The sequence below is a fragment of the Lentzea kentuckyensis genome, assembly GCF_002150765.1.
In the GTDB taxonomy this organism is placed as follows: domain Bacteria; phylum Actinomycetota; class Actinomycetes; order Mycobacteriales; family Pseudonocardiaceae; genus Lentzea; species Lentzea kentuckyensis.
On the sequence record NZ_MUYM01000135.1, the window covers coordinates 1 to 20252 of the forward strand.

17 protein-coding genes are annotated in these 20252 nt (G+C 69.8%); 11 read left to right on the forward strand and 6 right to left on the reverse strand.

The window, feature by feature from the left end:
* Together B0F77_RS41845 and B0F77_RS41850 are read left to right on the forward strand one after the other, a co-directional pair.
* The coding region (locus B0F77_RS41845; protein ID WP_086668623.1) for a transposase at nt 1–342 on the forward strand (342 nt) is incomplete at its 5' end.
* Nucleotides 342–623, forward strand: a complete 282-nt coding sequence (locus B0F77_RS41850) for a hypothetical protein (protein ID WP_245849350.1) — start codon at nt 342–344, stop codon at nt 621–623. The genes B0F77_RS41845 and B0F77_RS41850, both read left to right, overlap by 1 nt.
* A gap of 205 nt (nt 624–828) precedes the next feature.
* On the opposite strand, the gene B0F77_RS41855 is transcribed toward B0F77_RS41850, so the two are convergent.
* Nucleotides 829–1491 (reverse strand): TetR/AcrR family transcriptional regulator, encoded by a 663-nt coding sequence (locus B0F77_RS41855; RefSeq protein WP_086668647.1) that lies wholly within the window; start codon nt 1489–1491, stop codon nt 829–831.
* Between the two features lie 100 nt (nt 1492–1591).
* Between B0F77_RS41855 and B0F77_RS41860 the strand changes: the two genes are divergently transcribed.
* Nucleotides 1592–2074, forward strand: coding sequence for a YybH family protein (locus tag B0F77_RS41860; protein WP_086668625.1), 483 nt, complete (start codon nt 1592–1594; stop codon nt 2072–2074).
* A gap of 234 nt (nt 2075–2308) precedes the next feature.
* Here B0F77_RS41860 and B0F77_RS41865 read toward each other — a convergent pair whose 3' ends face one another.
* The 3 genes from B0F77_RS41865 to B0F77_RS41875 all read right to left on the reverse strand — a co-directional run bounded on the left by B0F77_RS41865 (nt 2309) and on the right by B0F77_RS41875 (nt 5430).
* The gene (locus tag B0F77_RS41865) at nt 2309–3229 is read right to left on the reverse strand and encodes an MBL fold metallo-hydrolase (RefSeq protein WP_086668626.1); all 921 of its coding nucleotides are present in this window, start codon (nt 3227–3229) and stop codon (nt 2309–2311) included.
* A 242-nt stretch (nt 3230–3471) separates the two neighbouring features.
* Nucleotides 3472–4647, reverse strand: a complete 1176-nt coding sequence (locus B0F77_RS41870; RefSeq protein WP_086668627.1) for an MFS transporter — start codon at nt 4645–4647, stop codon at nt 3472–3474.
* A gap of 171 nt (nt 4648–4818) precedes the next feature.
* Nucleotides 4819–5430, reverse strand: coding sequence for a type 2 periplasmic-binding domain-containing protein (locus B0F77_RS41875; protein ID WP_143467202.1), 612 nt, complete (start codon nt 5428–5430; stop codon nt 4819–4821).
* Between the two features lie 184 nt (nt 5431–5614).
* On the opposite strand from B0F77_RS41875, the gene B0F77_RS41880 reads away from it, so the two are divergent.
* Nucleotides 5615–6088, forward strand: coding sequence for a Rieske (2Fe-2S) protein (locus tag B0F77_RS41880; protein ID WP_245849351.1), 474 nt, complete (start codon nt 5615–5617; stop codon nt 6086–6088).
* Between the two features lie 86 nt (nt 6089–6174).
* On the opposite strand, the gene B0F77_RS41885 is transcribed toward B0F77_RS41880, so the two are convergent.
* Nucleotides 6175–6774, reverse strand: a complete 600-nt coding sequence (locus B0F77_RS41885) for a superoxide dismutase family protein (RefSeq protein ID WP_086668630.1) — start codon at nt 6772–6774, stop codon at nt 6175–6177.
* Nucleotides 6775–7291: 517 nt separating this feature from the next.
* On the opposite strand from B0F77_RS41885, the gene B0F77_RS41890 reads away from it, so the two are divergent.
* The 5 genes from B0F77_RS41890 (at nt 7292) to B0F77_RS41915 (ending at nt 18016) form a co-directional block, all read left to right on the forward strand.
* Nucleotides 7292–8053 carry a carbonic anhydrase gene (locus tag B0F77_RS41890; protein ID WP_158102975.1) on the forward strand — a complete coding sequence of 254 codons (762 nt, stop codon included), beginning with the start codon at nt 7292–7294 and terminating at the stop codon, nt 8051–8053.
* Between the two features lie 673 nt (nt 8054–8726).
* Complete coding sequence (locus tag B0F77_RS41895; protein ID WP_211294300.1) at nt 8727–9653, forward strand: PucR family transcriptional regulator; 927 nt, start codon at nt 8727–8729, stop codon at nt 9651–9653.
* 542 nt (nt 9654–10195) lie between these two features.
* Nucleotides 10196–12901 (forward strand): AAA family ATPase, encoded by a 2706-nt coding sequence (locus B0F77_RS41905; RefSeq protein WP_086668634.1) that lies wholly within the window; start codon nt 10196–10198, stop codon nt 12899–12901.
* A 10-nt stretch (nt 12902–12911) separates the two neighbouring features.
* On the forward strand, nt 12912–15326 hold the full coding sequence (locus B0F77_RS41910) for an ATP-binding protein (protein ID WP_086668635.1): 2415 nt from the start codon (nt 12912–12914) through the stop codon (nt 15324–15326).
* Nucleotides 15323–18016, forward strand: coding sequence for an AAA family ATPase (locus B0F77_RS41915; protein ID WP_086668636.1), 2694 nt, complete (start codon nt 15323–15325; stop codon nt 18014–18016). Before B0F77_RS41910 ends, B0F77_RS41915 begins: the two co-directional genes overlap by 4 nt.
* Before the next feature lie 574 nt (nt 18017–18590).
* Here B0F77_RS41915 and B0F77_RS41920 read toward each other — a convergent pair.
* On the reverse strand, nt 18591–18959 hold the full coding sequence (locus B0F77_RS41920; protein WP_245849353.1) for a winged helix-turn-helix transcriptional regulator: 369 nt from the start codon (nt 18957–18959) through the stop codon (nt 18591–18593).
* 145 nt (nt 18960–19104) lie between these two features.
* On the opposite strand from B0F77_RS41920, the gene B0F77_RS41925 reads away from it, so the two are divergent.
* Nucleotides 19105–19476 (forward strand): winged helix-turn-helix transcriptional regulator, encoded by a 372-nt coding sequence (locus tag B0F77_RS41925; RefSeq protein WP_086668648.1) that lies wholly within the window; start codon nt 19105–19107, stop codon nt 19474–19476.
* A 123-nt stretch (nt 19477–19599) separates the two neighbouring features.
* Nucleotides 19600–20004: a nuclear transport factor 2 family protein gene (locus B0F77_RS41930; protein ID WP_086668638.1), complete on the forward strand. Its 405-nt coding sequence runs from the start codon at nt 19600–19602 to the stop codon at nt 20002–20004.
* Nucleotides 20005–20252 lie beyond the last annotated feature (248 nt).

A 20252-nucleotide genomic window follows, 5' to 3' on the forward strand; every position in this document is an offset into this window, starting at 1 on the left:
ATGAAGCATGACCTGCGTGCGATGGTGGACGCGATCGGCTATCTGACCCGCTATGGCATCGAGTGGCGGGCGTTGCCGGCCGACTTCCCGCCCTGGGAAGCGGTGTGTGCGTTCTTCGAACGGTGGAGCGAACGGGGCCTGCCGCAGCGTCTGGTCGACCGGTTGCGGGGACGCATCCGGATCGCGTGTGGCCGGGCCGAGTTGCCTACCGCAGCGGTCATCGACGCCCAGACCGTGCGCGGTGCCGACACCGTGGCAGCCGACGGCGCCGGCTATGACGCGGGGAAGAAACCAAGGGGCGTAAGAGAAACATTGCCACTGACTGCCTCGGACTCCTGTTGATGGTGACCGTCACCTCCGGCGGCGTGCAAGACCGCGACAGCGCCCACCGGCTGCTGGCACTGCTGCGCGAACACTTCTCCACCATCACCCTGGTCTGGGCCGACGGCGGCTTCGCCGGACGCCTCGTCCGGGACTACGAACGCCGACCAGAACACCACGAAGCCATGGTGTGGTGGGCCACCGTCACGATCATGACCCGCCGCCTAACCCGAGAACTCTCCGGCGACCCACCACCAGCACGTTGGGGCCAGCCCAGACAACCCAGCCCAACCACGGCATGACCATCTACCAACAGGCTCTGAGACGGCGATGTCGTCGCGTGACGCCGCTCTGGCCGAGCCAGCAGCCAGGAACGCAGGAGAGCCGAGCCGGGTGTCTGGCACCGCGGAGGCTTCGCGGCCATGACAGCTCCAGCATCGGACGAGCCGCCCGAGCGGGAGCCAGGGCCGTCCGAGCAACCCACGCGACTCGGGAAGAGCAACGCGGTCAGGGCGATTCGCCTCGGACCGCGGGCAGGCCGGCGGCGGTCGCCGCGATGAAGCGTTGCAGCGTTGGCCGGAATGGCGGGAACACGGCCGCGATTTCGGGTTGGCGGGTGTAGAGCTCTGCCAGCGTCGGCGGGGGCTGGGACAGGGGATACAACCTGCCGACGAACGCCCCTGCGGCGAACACCACGGAGGAACCGTCCCTGCCGGTCAGCTCCGGGCACGCGGCCATGATCTGCTCGCCGGCCCGCGCGTACATATCGATCGCCCACAGCTTGTACGTGTGCAGCATCTCGAGCGAGACGTTGTGCTCCAGCATGGTCTCCGCGTGGCCGATCAGGTCGCAGTACAGGGGACGTTCGGCGAAGGAGTCCGCCAGCGCGGAGGCCATCTGGTCGATGCCAGAGGCGTCCCTGAGGCGGGTCCGCACCGCGTCGGCCCAGTCCGTTCCGTCGCGCATGGTGAGGTGCAGGTAGATCTCTTCGCGGGTGCCGAAGTAGCGCAGGACGTTGGACTTCACCAGGCCGACGGCGGCCGCGATGTCACCAAGGCTTACCTGGGCCACGCCCTTGGCCGCGGCGAGGTCGCGGGCGGCCGCGAGGATCGCCTCCCGCCGCTGCTCCTTCTGGTCCGGGCGCCGTGCCCGCCGGAACGACGCTTCCATGTCGTTGGGCACTCTACCAGGAGGTTTTGTTAAAAGTACGGTGTTCCTTTATGGTCGGCTGGTCAGCACCACACCCCTGCGCGGCCGGAGGCCACGACTCATGACCCACCAGCAGCGCTCTCTGTCCGCGACGGTCGACGAGTTCGTCGACGCCTTCAACGTCAACGACCTCGACCGCGTCATGGCCTTCTTCGCCGACGACGCCGAGTACGAGCCGGGTGACGGCGCGACGCACCGGGGCAAAGCCGCGATTCGCGCGGAGTTCGCGCCCCAGTTCGCCGGCAGGTACGGCGCGATGCGCTTCGACGTGCACGACAAGCTCGTCGACGAGCCCGGGCGACGGGCGGCGATCCGCTGGGCGTGCCGGATCGACGTCTCCGGGCAGCACGGCCGAGGCGTCTATCCGCTGCTGCGGCTGCTCGGGCTCCTGCGGCACGGCCCGCGCATGGTCTGGCAGGGAATGGACGTCTTCCACTTCGACGCCGACGGCTCGATCACCGGCAAGTACTCCTACGCGAACTTCAAGGTCCCGCCGATGAAGCGCGACAGGGGAGTGCCGTGGAGTGCCGCCACGTCCAGGTAACGCCGCGACGGAAATGTCGATGATCGGGTGAACGCATTCATCCGAATTCGGTCTTCGGCTCGAACGTCGTCGACTCGATCTGTTCGCGCTTGACGCTTTGCGCGCTTCCCGCGACCGTCCTGTGGGCACATATCCACGCACTGGATCGGGCGGGGCGTCTGTGGTCGGTATGCGGGTTCCGCGTTGTTCTCGGTGTCGCTCCCGCATTCCGCTGATGCTTTCCGCGCGTTCAGCTCACACCGAGCAGGCCAGCGGTCCACCGTTGTAGGCGATGGCGTCGCCGAGCGCGGCGGCCACGTTGACGTCCACGCCGTCGGCGTCGGCGTAGGCGCGGTGCAGGTTGAGCACGAGCCGCTCGGCGTCCGGCAGGTCGGCGAACTCGCCGAGTCCGGTCTCCCGCGCCGTCTCCAGCGGCGTCCAGCCCTTCTCCCGCCCGATCACCGCGGTGTCGCGAATGAACTCGTAGTACCGCCGGTGGGCGGCGAGCACGTCGGCGAAGTCGGCGCCGGCCACCACCGGGCCGTGGCCGGGTACCACGACGGCGGGCTCGAACGCGGCCAGCCAGTCCAGCGACCGCAGCGCGCCCGCGAGCGACCCCATCGCGATCATCGGCGTGACCTGGTTGAACACCAGGTCGCCGGTGAACAGCACGCGCTCCTCCGGCAGCCACGCGACCGCGTCGCCGACGGTGTGCGCGGCGTAGCCGGGATGCCGGACCACGACGGGCTTTCCGCCCGCGTACAGGGTGATCTCGTCGCGGAACGAGACCGTCGGCGCGCGGACGGCGTCGACTCCCCAGTCGGGGCTCGGCGACCACGCGGGCGGGGTGCTGGCGAGGATGAAGTCCTGCAGGATGCCCTGCCGGGTGTGCTCGTGCGCGACGATCGTGGTCGAGTCGGGCAGCAGCGCGTTGCCGTAGACGTGGTCGCCGTGCAGGTGCGTGTTCACCGCGAGCCGGACCAGGGCGCCCCCGGTGGCCGTGTCGAGCGCGTCGAGGAAGAGCCTCGTGCGGCGGGCTGTGGCGCACGTGTCGATGAGGACGACCTCGCCACCCGAGTGCACGGCGCCGGCGTTGTTGATCCACCAGGTGCCGTCGGGCTGGATCCACGCGTGGACGCCGGGCGCGAGCTCTTGCAGTTGCGGTTCCGCGGTCATGATCACCAATCTACTGGCGCCGGACCTGCGGCGGGCGCTGGACCGGTCCGTTGCTGCCTTCTCGCCGTTGGACGAGTGGGCGGTCTTGCTGTGTCAGTGCGAGCAAATTCGTAGCGGAGGCTGTGCTTCGCCGGTCTCTTCAACGCGTCAACGGAATCGATGGCCGCTATCGTCCTCGATTTCCGGGGCCACGCGGTGAGATTCAACGCTTTTCGGAACTATTCGCGTCGCGTGCTGAGTCGTCACGTCTGCGGGGTCGCGCCTCGCAGGTTGGGCAGGAACGTCATGGCGACCGCCGCGCAGGCGATGAAGGCAGCGCACACGAGCAGACCGGTGCCGAACCCGGCGGTGATCGCCAGCGCGCCCAGCGTCAGCGGGGCGAACGCGGACACGCCGCGCCCGACGTTGAAGCAGAACCCCGCCCCGGTCGTGCGCACCCTGGTCGGGAACAGCTCACCCAGGTAGGCGCCGAAGACGCCGGCGAAGGCAGCGAAGAAGGCGAACATCGGGCCGAGCCACAGCAACGCCGTGCGGTCGGCGGCGATCACGTAGAGCGGCAGTGTCAGTGCCACTCCGGCGAGCGACAGGACCAGCGCGTGCTTGCGGCCGATCCGGTCGGCGATCAGCCCGAAGACGTTGTAGCCGACGAACATGCCGAGGTTCAGCACGGTCATGAACAGGGCCACGGTCGCCGTCGGGATGCCCTTGACGGTCTGCAGGTACGTCGGCAGCCAGGTGGACGCGCCCCACCACCCGAACATCGCGAGTCCGGCCACCGTGGCGCCGAGCAGCGTGCGCCCGCGCAGCGCCGGCGAGAAGATCTCCTTCACCCGCACCGGTGTGCTCTTCTGCCGTGCCCATTCGGCGGACTCGCGGAAGAACACGCCGACGATCACCAGCGGGATCACCACACCGGCCCCGGCCACGAGGAACAGCAGGCGCCAGTCCGGCAGCAGCGCACCGGACAGCACCGCGGCGACCACTCCGCCGATGGGGAACGAGCTGAGCACGAACGCGGCCGCCCGGCCCCGTTGCCCGGCGGGCCAGGTCTCCACCACGTAGGTGGACACGACGCCCCAGACACCGCCGAGTCCCAGGCCCGCCACGAAGCGCAGCACCAGGAACATCGTGAATCCGGGCACGACCGCGAGCGCCGCGGTGAAGACCCCGAACACCGCGAGGGAGACCATCAACGCCCGCTTGCGGCCGTAGTTGTCGGCGAGCCAGCCGACGGTCACGCTGCTCACCCCGATGCCGAGCAGGGTGGCGGTGGCGAGCAGGCCGCCCTGTGTGGTCGTGAGCCCGAACTCGGCCCGGATGGCGGGCAACGCGAACGACAGCAGCAAGATCTCCACCGCGTCGAACATGTAGGCCACGAACGAACCTGCGAGCACCACCCACTTGGTGGAACCATTCATGCGAACCAATCTCCTGTTGGTCGTAGTCGGCGGAGCGTCGTCCGCGAATTCAGCGCGACAGCAGCGAGCCCGGACACCTCGTCGAGGAATCCGGGCAAGCCACCCCCGTGCTCGTTCAGCTGAGGTCGAGGTAGAGCGTGTTGGGCAGGGGGTAGCGCTCGCGCGCCACGTCTACCGCGGCAGGTAGTCGTTCGTGTAGGTCCTGCCGAGGTCGATCTTCGCCTCCGCCACACCGGTGTTGAACCTGCTGAGCACGGTGTAGGCGGTCTGGGCGCCGTCGGAGCGGATGACCCCGTCCTTGCTGAAGGACTCCTTCATCCGCTCGATCGCGGCGATGTACACCTCACGGTTGCCGACGGTGTGCTCCGGCGGCATGCGGTCGGCGATCTCGGTCGCCGAGTGCTGGTCGATCCATCGCAGCGTCCGGACGATCGCGCTCGCGAGCTTGCGGGCGGTGCCGGCGTTCGCGGTCAGCCACTCGCTGCTGGAGTAGAGGACGGATGCCGCGTAGTTGTCCACCCCGAACTCGGCCCTGAGCCCGTCGGCGGCCAGGCCGTGCCGGACGAGCAGGTACTTGAGGAAGAAGTCGGTCGACGAGCCGGGCGAGGTCACGCCGACGGTGGCGCCGCGCAGGTCGGCGATCGAGATGATGGGCCTGCTGCTCTTCGGTGACACTACGAGCGCGAGTGAGGGCAGCCGCAGCGCGGTGGTGGTACTGGGAAACGAGACGCTCACCGAGGCCAGCTCGATCGCGCTGGGCGCGGCCTCCACCTCAAGTCTCATGTGTCCCGCATTCGATGTCGGATCAGGCGATGACTGCGAAACCGAACGTAACAGGGGACGAACGCCTATCTGCGTCCACACAGGACAGTTGCACGTTCTGCGGAAAATGGCTCTCAACAGGACAATGCGGAGCCGGAATTGCCTTACGTTTCGAACGAACGCCGACTACCGCGGAGGACCGATCGTGAACGGTGACAACTCACTCAGCAGACGAGCGGCACTGTGCGGAGTCATGGCCGCCCTCGTCGTGCCCACCGGGCTCGTGGTTGCGTGCGGCTCGTCCGGTTCGTCCGGCTCTGGTTCCACACCGGCGCCGACCGGATCGACGCCGACCACACCGAGCGACCAGGCCGGTACGGGTGGCGGCGCTCTCGTGGCGCTCGCGGCCGTGCCGGAGGGCGGCGGCGCGGTCGTCGACGGCCCTGGCGGCAAGAAGATCATCGTCGCGCGAGTCTCGGCGACCGAGGTGAAGGCCTACGACGCGTCCTGCACCCACCAAGGGGCAACGGTCGGAGTGCCGTCCGGCGGCACCATGACGTGCCCGGCTCACGGCAGCCAGTTCGCGGCCGCGGACGGCGCGGTGAAGAGAGGGCCCGCCGCGATGGGCCTGCGCGCGGTCGCGGTGAAGGTCGACGGCGACCAGGTGGTGCTGGCCTGAGCACCCACGCCGAGACGCGGCGCCGCCCGCGGGCGGCGCCGCGTCTGCTTGTTGCACCTCGGGAGAGACAGGCGCGGGCGGACGACTCAGAACGAGTAGGTCAGGCAGGCCAGCCGCTCACCCGCGGTGCCGGCCTTGCCCGCGTCGGTGTGCGTGTGCGTGGCGTGCACGACGATCGAGTTCGCCTCGCCCTTGCGGAACTCCCAGTTCACCTTCGCCGAGGAGGTCGCGGACCCCTTGTCGTCGGTGGTGAAGTCCAGCCAGATCTCGTTGTCGCGGTTGGCGTACGCCGGATCGACCGAAGGCGAAACCGGGTCCTTCTCGTCCTGGTAGTGCGGGCCGGAGTCCGCGGCCTTGGCACCGCAGGGCTTGGTGTGCGCGTGCGAGCCGTACTCGGTGTTCGGGAGCAGGCCCGTGACGGTCAGCGTCACGGTGGTCGAACCGTTGTCGACCGTCGCCGACGTGGCGAGCGTCGCGCCGGCCGGGGCTCGCTTGGTGTCGTGGGTGATGGCCTTCGGCTGGTCGCCGGACGCGGCCGGCTCAGCGACCGCGATTCCCGCCGGCGGCGGTGTCGCGCCTGGCGTCTCGGTGGCCGGTGCCGTGTTCGCGTTCTCACCGGACGAGCAGGCGGTCAGGGCACCCGCAAGCAGAACGGATCCCAGGACGACGGCTGCTGTGGTACGCATTCTTCTCCTTGTGGTCGACGACGCGTGGCCCGGATCGATCACGGTTGACGAGGTCACCCGACGGCCCGCATGTCTACATAGGACCCCGGCCGGACGGGGCGCACAGCGGTTGCTCTCCGTACGCGGAACATTTTCCGGTTATGCGTGAACGGCACGCGGGGCCGCTCGCCGCATGTCGCCGCGGACGAGGTGATGAGCGCTCTTCCTCGGCAAACAGGGTGTCGACTACCACGTCACGTCGCTGGTGCGGAAACTCGGTGCGCCCAACCGCGCCGGAATGGTGTCCATGACCTACGCGGCCGGTGTCCTGCTGGCGCGGCAATGGTCCCCGAAGGTGAACCCGGCACTGCTCGACTGATGCAGCCGGGCCCGTCCGCCTGGACTGGAAGTCTGATGTGGACAGAAGAACGCGCTGGCGTCAACGGTTCGAGAATCGGCCTTCCGAGATTTCGGAATCACTTCCTACATGGCGCGCATTCGTGGGCTGGTAGTTGTTACGAAGTGTCTAAAATGGACCATGCGCGATTTCAAGAACGACATCTCAGCTCAGGCGGTGCCCGCCCGGCGGGCCGTGCTGCGTGGCCTCGCCCTGAGCGGCCTGTCCGTTGCCGTGGCCGCCTGTGGTTCCTCGGGCGGCCAGTCGACGGCTGCGGCGGGCACGACGGCGGCCACCTCCGCGTTGCCGGAACTGCCGAAGACTCCCGACGCGGCGTTGCAGCGGCTCATGACCGGCAACGAGCGGCTTCTCGCCAACAAGGCACTGCACACGCAGACCTTGGACGGCATCCGCCTGCACGCCACCGGTCAGTCGCCGTACGCCCAGGTGTTCGGCTGCGCGGACTCGCGAGTGCCGGTCGAGGCGGTGTTCGACGAGGACTTCGGTGACGTCTTCGTCACCCGCACGGCCGGGAACGTGCTGTCGGAACCCACCATCGGCACGATCGAGTACGGCGTGCTGGCGCTGAACACGCCGCTGATCATGGTTCTCGGTCACCAGAACTGCGGCGCGGTGAAGGCCGCCGTCGATGCCATGAGGGACCCGGGCAAGACGCCGCCCGGCGCGCTGGGCGCGCTGGTGAACGCCATCGTGCCCGCCGCCCATGCGGTGAAGGAGCGCGGTGGGGACATCTACGCCGCCGCGCTCGAGGTGCACATCCGCAAGAGCGTCGAGACTCTCCAGGCCAATCCGGTCCTCAAGGAGTCCATCGCCGCGGGAAAGCTGCGCGTGGTCGGTGCCTCCTACGACCTGGCGACCGCCAAGGTCACGCTGTACCAGTGAACGATCCTGCCGGGGCCGCCGCGGTCGCGGCGGCCCAGAGCAGGTGCTCCTCACGATTCCGCGCGGATTTTGCGTGGCGGCACCGTGGCTCGAACGACAACGGCGACCCTTGGGCCATCAATGCGCCTGGTGATGGGCTCTTTCCGTCAGATCCGGAGAAACTGCATGTTGCGCTACGGATTGGCAGTGTTCTGCGGTGTCATGACCCCGGTGCGTCCGCCACCTGAAGCTCAGGGCCGATGTGTTCCACGAGTTCCTGAGGTGTGTTAGCGCTCACTCGGCACTTCGAATCGACGGTCGAATTCCAGCGGGTCGTCCTCGCCGCAGATGCCCGCTGGACAGTGATTTCACGCCCAGTTGAGACGCATCCGGCCAGTTCCGCCTGTGGAACGCCGCCCCAGGGACCGTACCAACGGTCCGGCCGGCGAGCCGGAACGCACCAACCGAACCACTCCCGGAAACGCATCCACAGGATTAGCGGCTCTGAGTTGACGGTGTGAGCGCTCACTCTCCAAGCTGGCCATCTTCGCGCTGATTGCTCTGGAGGGGTGAAATGACTGCTCTGGCCGAAGACTTCACGGTTGCGGACCGTAATGAATCGCCGAGTACCGCAGACGTCCCGGACAGCGCGCTCGAAGAGAGTTGCGGTGTTGTTCTCATGACAAGTGCACGCGTGTATGAAGACAGTGCGACGGTTTCTGACCGAGGTGCGGCTGCCGGACCTGCTCGCACCCTGCGAGTCGCGGGTGATCGCGAGCTGCTGCTGGCCGCGTTCCGGGCGAAGGTACGTGAGGCCGGCGAGCAGTGGTCGAACGGCTCGACGGCGGGTCTGTCCGAGCTGCTGTGCGAGGCGGCCGCTCACGATCCCGAGCTCGCCCGGATCGCGCGAGCGGGTGGTCAGTTGCTGGAGGTCTTCCTCGAAGGGCTCAGTCGCAACGAGGTGGCGTCGTTGCCTCATGATCTCGCCGCTGAGCTGATCGACGGACGGCAGCTGCCACGCGAGGCGCTCGACCGGTTGGCATCCGCGTACACGGTGGTGCTCGCTCGTTTTCCCGCGGAACGGCGTGTCGGCCAGCCGTCGGCGGATCTGGCGCGTCGCGGCGTGCTGTGCACTCGGCGGTCAGGAGCGCTGGTGCTCCTCGTGCCGGCCGGGAAGACCGATCTGGTGACGGACCTGACCGGGCGGCTGTCGGTCGAGGGCTGGGTCGTCACCGCCAAGCGCGCGGTGGCCGAGCTCGAGAACGGGTACGCCGAGGCGCGCGACGTGCTGCGGCTCGTGCTCGCCGGACGAAGGCCCGCCGGGGTCTACACGATCGCCGATGTGCTGGTGGAACACGCGGTGACCTCGAACGACGTGATCACCGCACAGCTCACCGAGATCATCAGGCCGCTGAGCGACCATCCGGTGCTGTGGCAGACCCTCGTCGCTCTGCTGGACGCGGACTTCAGCCGGAAGCAGGCGGCCAAAGACCTGTTCATCCACCGCAGCACGCTGGACTACCGGTTGCGGCGCATCGCCAAGGTGACCGGGTACGACCCCGGCACCGCCCGTGGTGTGCAGGTGCTGAGCGCCGCTCTGATCGCCGAGGCCGTGGCGTGATCCTCCATCTGGACTCACCGTCCGATGTGGACTCCCGGCTGTGACGACGGGGGCTGTGCTGGCCATGATCAAAGCGTACGCGGACCGGGGTGTCACGGAAATGCGACGAACGAGGAAACTCCCCATCGTCCGTTGTGGATGATCGTCGAAGCGGATCGGCGAGAATTCGCGTGGCTCTTCCTGGACGCGTGGAAGCCCCCTGTGGCGGTGAGCGCCTCGTTGCTGACCACGCGCCTCACGAGGAAGCTGCGCGGCGAGCTCGTCTCCGACGTGACCGCGCGCTGGCGGATGTGTTGTCACGGACTGCGGCCTCCTGGCACTCGTTCGCGTTGTCGGCGTGCCCTCCGGTGTTCGATGGTCCGTTCGGGCTATGACCTGCCGGTGATCGGCGGTTTCCGGCACGGCTGTTGCGCGTAATTGGCATGGGCGAGACGGACGCATGCGTGGTAGTAACCTGATCAAGTCGTGAACGCCGTGTTGATCGTGAGTGAAGCGGGATCGCTCCGAAAACGCGCACGGCGGGAGCCGGCACGAGGAGCGGTATGGTCGGGGTCCGATTCGTTCGAGGTCCTGCGGCGTGGCGGCCGGTGGGCAGGCGTGCCGAGGTTGAGCTGGTCCGGACGAGGGTGCGCGAAGCGGCGTCGGGCCTGCCCGGCGTTCTGCTGGTGCGGGGCAGCAACAGCATCGGCAAGTCCACTCTGCTGTCCATGGTGTGCGAGGCGGTGCGGGACGAGGCCGAGGTCCTCCGCACGACCTGCACGGGCTCCGGGGTGGAGTTCGCGGCGATCCGGTCGCTGCTCGGTCCCGCCGCCGAACCGGCGCTGGCGGACGGGCACGACAACGGCACGCGGATGTGGCAGCTCGTCCGGCTCGCGATCGAGCGCGGTGCCGAGCGTCCGCTGGTACTGGTGCTGGACGACGCCCACCTCTGTGACGCCGAGACCGCCCGGTGCCTGGGTCTGCTGGCGAGGCGTGCCAGCAGGGGCCGGCTGTTCGTGATGCTCGCCGTGCCGTGCGTCGAACGCGTCGCCGCCGAGCTGATGTTCGCCGAGCTGACCGGCGCGCTCGACACCACGGTGATCGACCTGGGTCCGCTGCCCGAACCCGATGTGCGCGAGCTGATCCGCGACGTGTTCGGCGTCGAGCCGCACGACGAGTTCGTGCAGGTCTGCGTGGAGGTGTGCAACGGCATCCCGGGCGCTGTGCTCAGCTGCCTGGCCCCCATCGTCGAGCAGGGCGGGCAGCCCGACCCCGAATGGGCCGACCGGCTGCGCGTGACGGCTACCGCGGACTCGGTCGCGTGCATCTCGGTCTGGCTCGGTGAGCAGGCCGAACCGATCCAGCGGTACGCGACGGCCCTGGCGATAGTCGGTGACAGCAACGTGGGTGCCACCGCCGCGTTGTTCGAACTGTCCCCGGCCGCCGCCGAGGGGTCCCGCAAGACGCTGAGACTCGTGGGTGTGCTGACCGAGCGTGGGACGTTTCACTCGGACGAGCTGCGCGCCTGGCTGCTCGCCTCGCTCGACCCGCGCGAGCTGGCCGCGCTGCGCGTCAGGGCGGCCCGGTTGCTCAGCGACGAGGGACGGCCGCGCGAGGAGATCGCCGAGCAGATCGTCGCGCTGCCCGTCATCGACGAACCGTGGATGACGTCCACACTCCGCGAGGCCGCGCGTGACTGCGCGGACCGGCCCGACGTGGCCGCCGGCTACCTGCGCAGGGCGCTGGAGGTCGCACCCGAGCACGTCGAGACCCGGCTGGAACTGGCGAACCTGCTGGTGGGCACGGATCCGGAGGCGGCTCGCGTCGTGTACGCCGGGGTGCTCGGTGCCATCACCGACGTGGACACGCGCGTGCGGGCGGCCGCCCAGTACGGGATGGCCGCGCTGCGGACGGGGCACGGGCGGGAGGCCTTCGGCGTCCTGGCCGACACGTGGCGCGCGCTGCCCGCCGATGTCGACCAGGGACTGCGCGGCACGATCGAGGCCTCCATGCTCCTGGTGGGGCACAACGATCTCGCCACGGTGGGCGCCGCTCTCGCGCACGCCCGCGAGATCCGGCCGCCGGCCGAGCTCAGGACGCGACTGGCCAGGCGCCTCACGCAGCAGCTGGCTCGCGCCGAGCTGCTGACCGGGGAGTCCCTCGCCCGCACGCTGGCGCTGACGCGGTCGGCGCTCACGCCGCCGGCCGCCCAGCACGACTGGTGGGACCTCGTCGCCGCCACGTCACTGCACTACTGCGGTGACTCCGTGGAGGCGCTGGCCGTGATCGACCGAGTCCTCCGGTCCGCCGAGTCCTCCGGTGACGAGCCCAGCCGCGTCCTGGCCATCGCCGGGCGGGCGTGGTTGCTGCTCGACCGCGGCGAACTGGTGGACGCGGCGTCCGACGCCGAAGAGGCGTTGTCCAGGTCTTCGGCCGGTGAAGGAACCGATGAGCTGCGGTGGGCGCGCACTGTGCTCGCGTGCGTGTGCGCGAGCACCGGTGAGGACGAGCGCGCGGCGCGGTTGCTCGACGAGCTGTACGAACCACGCGAGCCGCTGGAACTCGGGCTGGTGACGGCGGCCAGGGCGCGTGTGCTGCGCAACCGCGGGCAGCTCACCGCGTCGCTGGACCTCCTGCTGGGATACGGCGAAGCGCTCGAGGCGATGGGCGTTCGCAACCCGGTGCCCGTCCCGTGGTGGGTCGACGCCGTGGCGTTGCTCGTCGAGCTCGGGCGCCGGGCGGAGGCCGCCGAGCTCGCCGAACGCGGTGCGCGGGCGGCGAGCCGCTGGGGCACGCAGGCTGCCCGCGGGTACGCCCTGCTCGCCGGTGGACTGGTCACGGGGCACATCGACACCCTGGAGGACGCGGCACTGCGGCTCGAGGCGGCGGGCTCCGGTCTGCGCGAAGCGCAGGCCCGGACCGCGCTGGGCACGGCGCTCCTGCGGCGCGGCGACGACAAAGCGGCCCGCAGACAGCTGCGGGCGGCGGTCGACCTGGCCGTGCGCTGTGGCGACGTCGACGCCGCGAGCCGTGCCAGGAGCGCGCTCATGGAAGCCGGTGGTCGCATGGGCGAGGTGCCTGGCCGGACTCGTGACGTGCTCACCGATGGCGAACGACGGGTCGCCGAACTGGCCGCGGCGGGGCTGACGAACCGGCAGATCGCCGACGCGCTGTTCGTCACCGTGCGCACGGTGGAGAGCCACCTCTCCAACACCTACCGCAAGTTCGGCGTCCAGACGCGGGCGGATCTCGCCACCCGGCTGAAGTGAGGGGTGCGCTGTGGCGGTTGAACTGCTCGGTCGCGTGGCCGAACTCGCCTTGCTGGAGCGGGCGATGCGCGCGCTCACCGACGGCGAGCCGTCCCTGATCGAGATCAGGGGCGGCTGCGGTACCGGCCGAAGCGCGTTGCTCTCCCAGGCGGTCGAGCTGGCGCGCGACGCCGGGGTGGCCGTGCTGACCGTCGCGGGAGCGTCGCCCGGATACGGCGAACACCTCGGCATCGACGACGTGACGGCACAGGTGGTGGCGTTGCGCGCGGGGCACCCGGTTCCGAGTGGTGCCGGGCCCGTGGCCGCCGCCGGGGTCGTGCTGGAATTGGCCCGCACCGTTCCGGTGCTGGTCGCCGCCGACGACGCCGACCGCCTCGACGAGCCCACGCGCGCGTGGCTCGCCCGGCTGGCCGGTCGGGTGGCAGGGCGGCCCGTCATGATCGTCGCCGTGGCGTGCGGGGCGGGGCGGGTGCTGGACGACGCCACCGTGCTCACCACGTCCGCATTGCCGCCGGACGTGGTCGCGGAACTGGTGTCGGCCGAACGCGGAGAGCAGGCGGGCGATGATGTGGTCGCCACGCTGAGCCGGTGCACCGGCGGAGTGGCGTCGGTGCTGCGGACGGTGCTGGACCGGCTGCGCGTGAACCCCTTCCCGCGCGAAGAGGACATCGAGGAGCTGGCGGCGGACGCCTTCGCCGACCTGGTGGCGCGGGCGTTGGCGGCGATGCCCGCCGAGGTGGCCGGTCTGCTGCACGCCATCGCCGCGTGCGGCCCCCGGTTCGGTCTCGGCTTGACGTGTGTGGTGGCGGACCTGCGGGACGTCACGGCCGATCGCGCGCTGGATCTCCTCGCCGGCGCCGGGCTCGTCACCCGCGACCTGCCGCCGGCCCTGACGGCGGGGTTGAGCCCCGACCTGGTTCTCGCGGGCATGGCGCAGGAGGACCGCGACGAGTTGCACGTCCGTGCCGCGCGAGCGGGCCACCGCGCCGCGGTCGACGAAGAAGAACTGGCACGCGTGCTGGAGGTGGTCCCGCCGCTCGGTGATCCGTGGGTGGTGCCGTTGCTGCGCACCGCGGCGCGGCGTGCGGCCGAACGAGGTGAGTCGTGCGTGGCGGCGCGGCACCTGGAGCGGGCGTTGCGGGAACCCCTCGACCCGGCGACGACGTCCGAGTTGTCGCTGGAGCTCGCGAGGCTCGAGTCCGCTCGCGCGCCCGATGCCGGAGCCAGAAGGCTCGCCAGGATGCTGCTGGAACCCGCACTGCCCGGTTGCGGCGAAGCGCGTCTCGCCGCGGCCGACCAGCTCGTCGCCCATGGCGATGCCGCGCTGGTCAGGCGCACGTTCGGCGCGGTGCCGTCGACCGGTGTGGAGCACCACGGCCTGGCCGCGATGTACTGGATCGTCGACGACGCGCCGCTGGAGGTTCCCGAGCTCGGCCTGTTCGAGGCTGATCCACTTCCGGTCGCGCCGGAGGACCCTGAACGTGCCGGCACGGCGGCGTGGCTGTGCGTCATGCGTGGCGGGGAACCGGAACTGGCGAGAAAGCTCGCCCGCACCGCGCTGGCCGCGCCCGCCGCCGTGCTGATGCCGAGGGTGGCCGCCTGCTCGGCCCTGCTGCTCACCGACGACCTGGGCGAGGCCGTCAGCGGACTGGACGCCGTCGTGGCGGAGGCGCGCGGGCGCGGTCTGAACGGTGTGGTGAGCCAGGCGCTGGTCATGCGGACCATCGTGATGGCGACCGCCGGCCGGTTCGCCGAGGCCGAGCGCGACCTCGCCGCCGCGCGGAGCGCCATGCCGTTGTGGCAGTGGCACCCGGACGCACGACCGTTGATGATCCTGGCCGAGGTGCACCTCAGCCTCGACAACGGACACACCGAGCGTGCCGAGGAGTCGTTCGCGAGCATGCCCGAGCACGAGCTGGGCTTCGGTCACACCCGCACTCTGATGCTTTTCGTTCGTGCACTGCTCGCGCTCAAGCGCGGCGACGCGTCCGCGGCGCTCGCACTGGCGGAGGAATGCGGGCGACGCTCGCTCGCTCGCGGGGCGGTGAATCCCGGTGCGCTTCGGTGGCAGTCGGTGGCCGCGATCGCGGCGCGCGCGTGCGGTGACACCCATCGCGCTGCCCGTCTGTGCGATGAGGAGATCGCCTTCGCCCGTGCCTGGGGGGTGCCGGGCCAGCTCGGCCGTGCCTACCAGAGCCGCGCGGCCGTGTTCGGCGACCCCGACGACATCAGGGAGGCCGTCCGGTTGCTCCGGGACACGCCGTGGCGGTCCGCGTACGCGAGCGTGCTGCTCGATCTCGCGGAGATCACCGACGCACCGGCCGCCGGGCCGTTGGTGTGGGAGGCCGCCGAGATCGCCGTGCGCGGGCGCCTGAGCGGGCTGCTCGGTCGTGCTCGCCGGCTCGGCTGGGTTCCTGGCGGATGAGGCCGGGCGCGAGAGCGGTGTTGCTCGAACGGGATGACGAGCTGGAAGTCGTGGGACAGGCCCTCCGCCGTGCGGCCGGAGGCGAGGGCAGCGTGATCGCGGTCGCGGGTCCGCTCGGCATCGGGAAGACGGCGCTGCTGCGATCGGTGCCACGGCGCCTCGACGCGGCGGACTGCGTCCTGCTGCAGGCCTCGGCCGCGCAGAGCGAGCTGGACCTGGCCGGAGGTGTGGTCCGTCAGCTGCTCGACCACGTGGCTTCCGCCGCGGCGGACGACGCCACCGTCGCGGACCGGCTCGGGGTTCTGCTCGACCTGGCCGCCGACAGCACGGTGCTCCTGCTGGTCGACGACCTGCAGTGGGCCGATGACGAGTCGCTGGTGGTGATCGAGGCATTCGCCAGGTGGGTACGGCGTCTGCCTGCCGTGGTCGTCGTGTCCGTCCGCGAGGGGGATCGGTTCGCGGACCGGCCGGCTGTGGCGTCGATCGTGGCGGGAGCCACGCACCGGTTGCGTCCCAAGCCGTTCACCCGCGCGGGCTCCGCCGCGCTGGTGCGCGAGCGACTCGGCCGTGACTGTGACGACGAGTTCGCCCTCGCCTGTCACAAGGCGACCGACGGCAATCCGATGCTGCTCACCGCGCTCGTGTTGTCGTGGAGCGTCGTAGGTCTGCCACCGGTGGCCGCACACGCCGAGACGGCGCGCCGGATGCGGCCGACCTACGCGCGGGACCGGCTGGTCGCCTGCCTGGGTGGGCTGCCAGAGCCGGCCACGGCGTTGATGAAGTCCATGGCCGCGCTCGGCGGTGGGCTGCCCGACGCGGCGGAGCTGGCAGGACTCGACCGGGTGGCGCTGCTCGGCGTGACGAGGTCCCTGCGCAGACTCGGCCTGCTGACGGCCATCGGATTCGCCCACCGCGCTGTGTGCGATGCCGTCGAGGAGACGATGACCTCGGCTGAGCGGGAGGACCTGCACGTCCGGGCCGCACGGCTGCTGTACGACAACGGCCGGCCCGAGGAGGAGGTCGCGCGGCAGCTGCTCGAGATCACCCGGCCGCAGGGCGCGTGGGCGGTCGAGGTGCTGCGCGTGGCGGGGGAGACCGCGCTGCGGTCCGGCTCGCCGGAGACCGCGGAACGGTACCTGCGCCGAGCGTTGCTGGAGACGTCGGTCGACGGCGAGGACCGGGCCAAGGTGCTGGTCGACCTCGCGAGCGCGGTGCGGGGGTTCGACGTGCAAGCCGCGGTGCGTTGCATCTCCTACGCCGTTCCGCTGCTGAAGGAACCCCGCAACCGCGCCGCGGCGTTGATCCGGCTCACGCCGATGGTGATGACCGACGCGCCCGCGTCCGTCGTGGCCATGCTGCGCCAGGTCCTGTCGGAGCTCGGTGCGAGCCCCGAACCCGTCGATCGTGAGCTCGCGCTGAGGATCGAGGCGAGGCTGCGCTACGCGGAGGCGACCATCCGCGGTGACCTCGGCTACGCGGCGGCCCGGCTGGTCCAGCTCGGACCTGACGCGGGAGTGACCACGGCGGCGGAACGGGAACTGCGGGCGGTGCTGCTGGACGCGGCGATGGTCGGCGTCGGCCTGCCGGCGAGCGAGGTCCGCGTGCAGGCCGAACGGTTGCTCGAACAGGAGCCCGCCTCCTCCCCGCGCCGCGGCTCGGCCGCGCCACTGCTCGTTACCTGTCTCGCGGCGGCCGGAGCGCCCGGTGCCGTGGTGGGCTGGCTCGACCAGGCGATGGACGTCGCCCGCAGCCGGGGCGACGCGGTGGAACAGGTCGTGATCCGCAGCGGGCAGGCACTCGTCCACCTGATGACCGGCCGCGTCGCGGAGGCGGGCCGTGCCGCTACGGAAGCCTGCGAGCTCGCGGCTGGGGACTGGAGCGCGATGGGCACCTCGACCGCGGTGGTGCTGGCAGGTGTCGCTCTGCAGGTGAGGGATCCCGTGCTCACCGGAAAGGTGCTGGCCTTCGCCGGCAACGAACCCGCGAACGACTGTCTCGCCGCCGTGGTCGGTCTCCTGCGTGCCTCGGAAGCGGCACTGAACGGGGATCTGCACGGGGCCGTCGCGGTTCTGGTCGAGTGCGGCGTGCGGCTGGACCGGTCGGGGTGGCGCAACCCGGTGCTGTTCCCGTGGCGGACGTCCCTGGCGTTGCTGAAGAAACGGCTCGGCGACACGGAGGACGCGATGGTGCTCGCGGAGGAGGAGCGCCTGATCGCCCGAGACTGGGGAGCCGCGTCCGCGGAAGGCCGTGCGTTGCGGGTGCTGGGCGCGGTGGTGGGCGGTGAGCGCGGCGAGATGCTGACCCGTCGTGCCGTCGAGGTCCTGGAGAGTTCCGCCCACGCGTTGGAGCTGACGCTCGCGCTGCGGCAGCTGGCCGAGATGTCGGGCAGCGTCGACGTCTGGCGCCGATGTCTCGAAGTGGCGGAGGACATCGGAGTCAGGAACATCGCCGACCAGGCGCGTGCGGTGCTGACCGGCAGACAGTCCACGCCCGTGAGGTTGACGCCGTCAGAGCGCCGGGTGGCGATGCTCGCGGTGGCGGGCCAGTCCAACCAAGAGATCGCCGAGGCGCTCGAGGTGACGCCCCGCGCGGTGGAGAAGCACCTCACGAACACGTACCGCAAACTCGGCGTCCGCAGACGGGCCGAGCTGGCGGAGGCGTTGCACCACGTCGGCGCGGGCCACAGTTGACCGCAGCCTCTGTCCAGTCAGGCCATGTCGGTCATGGAACAAAACACAGTGTTCGGTACGGGGTGTTGTCGTCCTGACAACGGCGTTCCGCCGGAGCCGCCGACGGGACGGAGGTGGAGCCGAGATGACGAAAACCGTGCCCGGCCATGACTTCACGACAGACTCGGTCCGCGCGTTCCGCGCGGTGGTGCGCGGCGGGGCAGAACTGAACAGCCGGCGATGCCGGTGCGGTGACCGACCTGCTCACCCGGGCAGCAGGCCTGGCAGGACTTCGCCAGATCACTGTTGTTATCCGCGTCTGCGGAAGAAGCCCGACGGTGCTCCGTCTGGGGGCGGTTGCGCCAATAGGGTCACGTTGAACCTCGAGGAAAGGAGTTCCTGATGACGAACAAGACTCGCCTCGCCGGCATCGTCGGCGGATGTGCCGCTGTCCTGTTGGTGTTCCCTGCGGGACAGGCAGGCGGTGCCCACGAATCGGTCCACGCGACCGGATGCTCCGTGCCCCTCGCGGTTCGGGTCTGCCAGTTGCCCCCACCGGGCGCCCCCTTGGCGTGACGCCTTACTGGGCGACGGTTCAGCTCCGGGCGTCGTAGGCCTCGCGTGCCGCGAGCACCTGTTCGATGTGCCCCTCCGCCCAACGGTTAAGTGCCCGCAGAGGAGTGTGCAGGGTTCGCCCCAGTTCGGTCAGTTCGTACTCGACCCTGGGCGGCACCTCGGCGTACACGTGGCGGCTGACGAGTCCGTCGCGCTCCAGGTCTCGCAGCGTGTCCGTGAGCACCTTGCCGCTGATACCGTCCACAGTGGAGCGAAGGTCGGAGAACCGGAGTCTGCCGTCGCCCAGCGCGGAGACGATCATCGCGGTCCACTTGTTCGCGATGCGGGCCAGCGAGGTTCGCGACGGGCAGGTCGCTGTGAGCACGTTGAACTCGGGGTGCTGGGGCACAGCCGCACCCCCTTCTCGGTTGCGTTCAGATAACAAGTTACGACAATGAACTATAGGTTCGTGGAGCCAATTCCAGCAAGGTGCGGTACCCATACTCGCCGCAGCGGGCTGGTCACTTCAACGTAACCGAGAGCGGATGTGGCTCATGTCGCAGAACTCCGGGTGGACCGCGCCCTCGGCGATCTGGTCGACGCGCACCTCGTTGGCGCGGCTGGACAACAAGTGGTCGGCGCTGGTGGTGATCGCACTCGGCCGTGGTGGCGGTCTGCGGTTCGGCGACCTGCGGACGCTGGTCGAGGGTGTCAGCGCGAAGGTGCTCACCGAGACGTTGCGCGATCTGGAACGGGATGGGCTCGTCAGCCGTCACGCGTACGCGGAGGTGCCGCCCAGGGTCGTGTACGAACTGACCGAGCTGGGGTGCACGCTGCACGCGCCGATGCGAGAACTGGGCGAGTGGGCGGAGCGCCACGCAGGAGAGGTCCTCGCGGCGCGCGAGGCGTTCGACGCCGCCCGTTGAACTGACGTTCGCCGGCGGGATCATTTGTGACGCGCGTCACAAACGGCTTTCAGTTACGTTGAGGTAACTGGGCACCAATGGTGACTATTGGGCCATAGCAACGAACCCTTGAGAGGAACTACGATGACTGAGACGACCGGACCGCTGGCTGTTGTGAGCAAGTACTTCGAGGCGTTGGCCGCCAAGGATTTCCCCGCGGTCGCCGGTTTGTTCGCCGAGAACATCGTGTGGCATCAGCCCGGTGACAACCAGTTCTCCGGCACGCACCGTGGCAGCGCCGCGGTCGGCCAGCTGCTCGGTGGCATGATGACCGCCAGCGAAGGGACGTTCGAGCTCTCGCTGACCGGCCCGCTCATGGTCAACGGCACGGTGGTCGCGGTGTCGATCCACTTCAGCGGCAAGCGCGAGGACGCGACGATGTCCCAGGACGGCATCGACCTGCTGCGAGTCGAGGGTGACCGGATCGCCGAGGTGTGGCTGTTCTCCTCTGACCCGGAATCCGAGGACGCCTTCTGGGGCACTGCCTGAGTTGCGCGGAGATGCCGGCTGACAGTGGAAACCCTGTCGGCCGGCATGAGTCTTTCTGGGGGGCGGCTGCGAACAGGCCCGCGATCGTCCAGATAGGACTGTGACGCACGTGTTGGCACCACTGCGAGAAGGTGTTGCCTGGCCGGTGTTCCGCGCATTCCTCCCTACCGGTTTCCCGTGGTACCCGGTTACGAACCCGGCCACTACCGCAACCAACCGGTTGCGGGCACTGGGCATCGAGATACCGA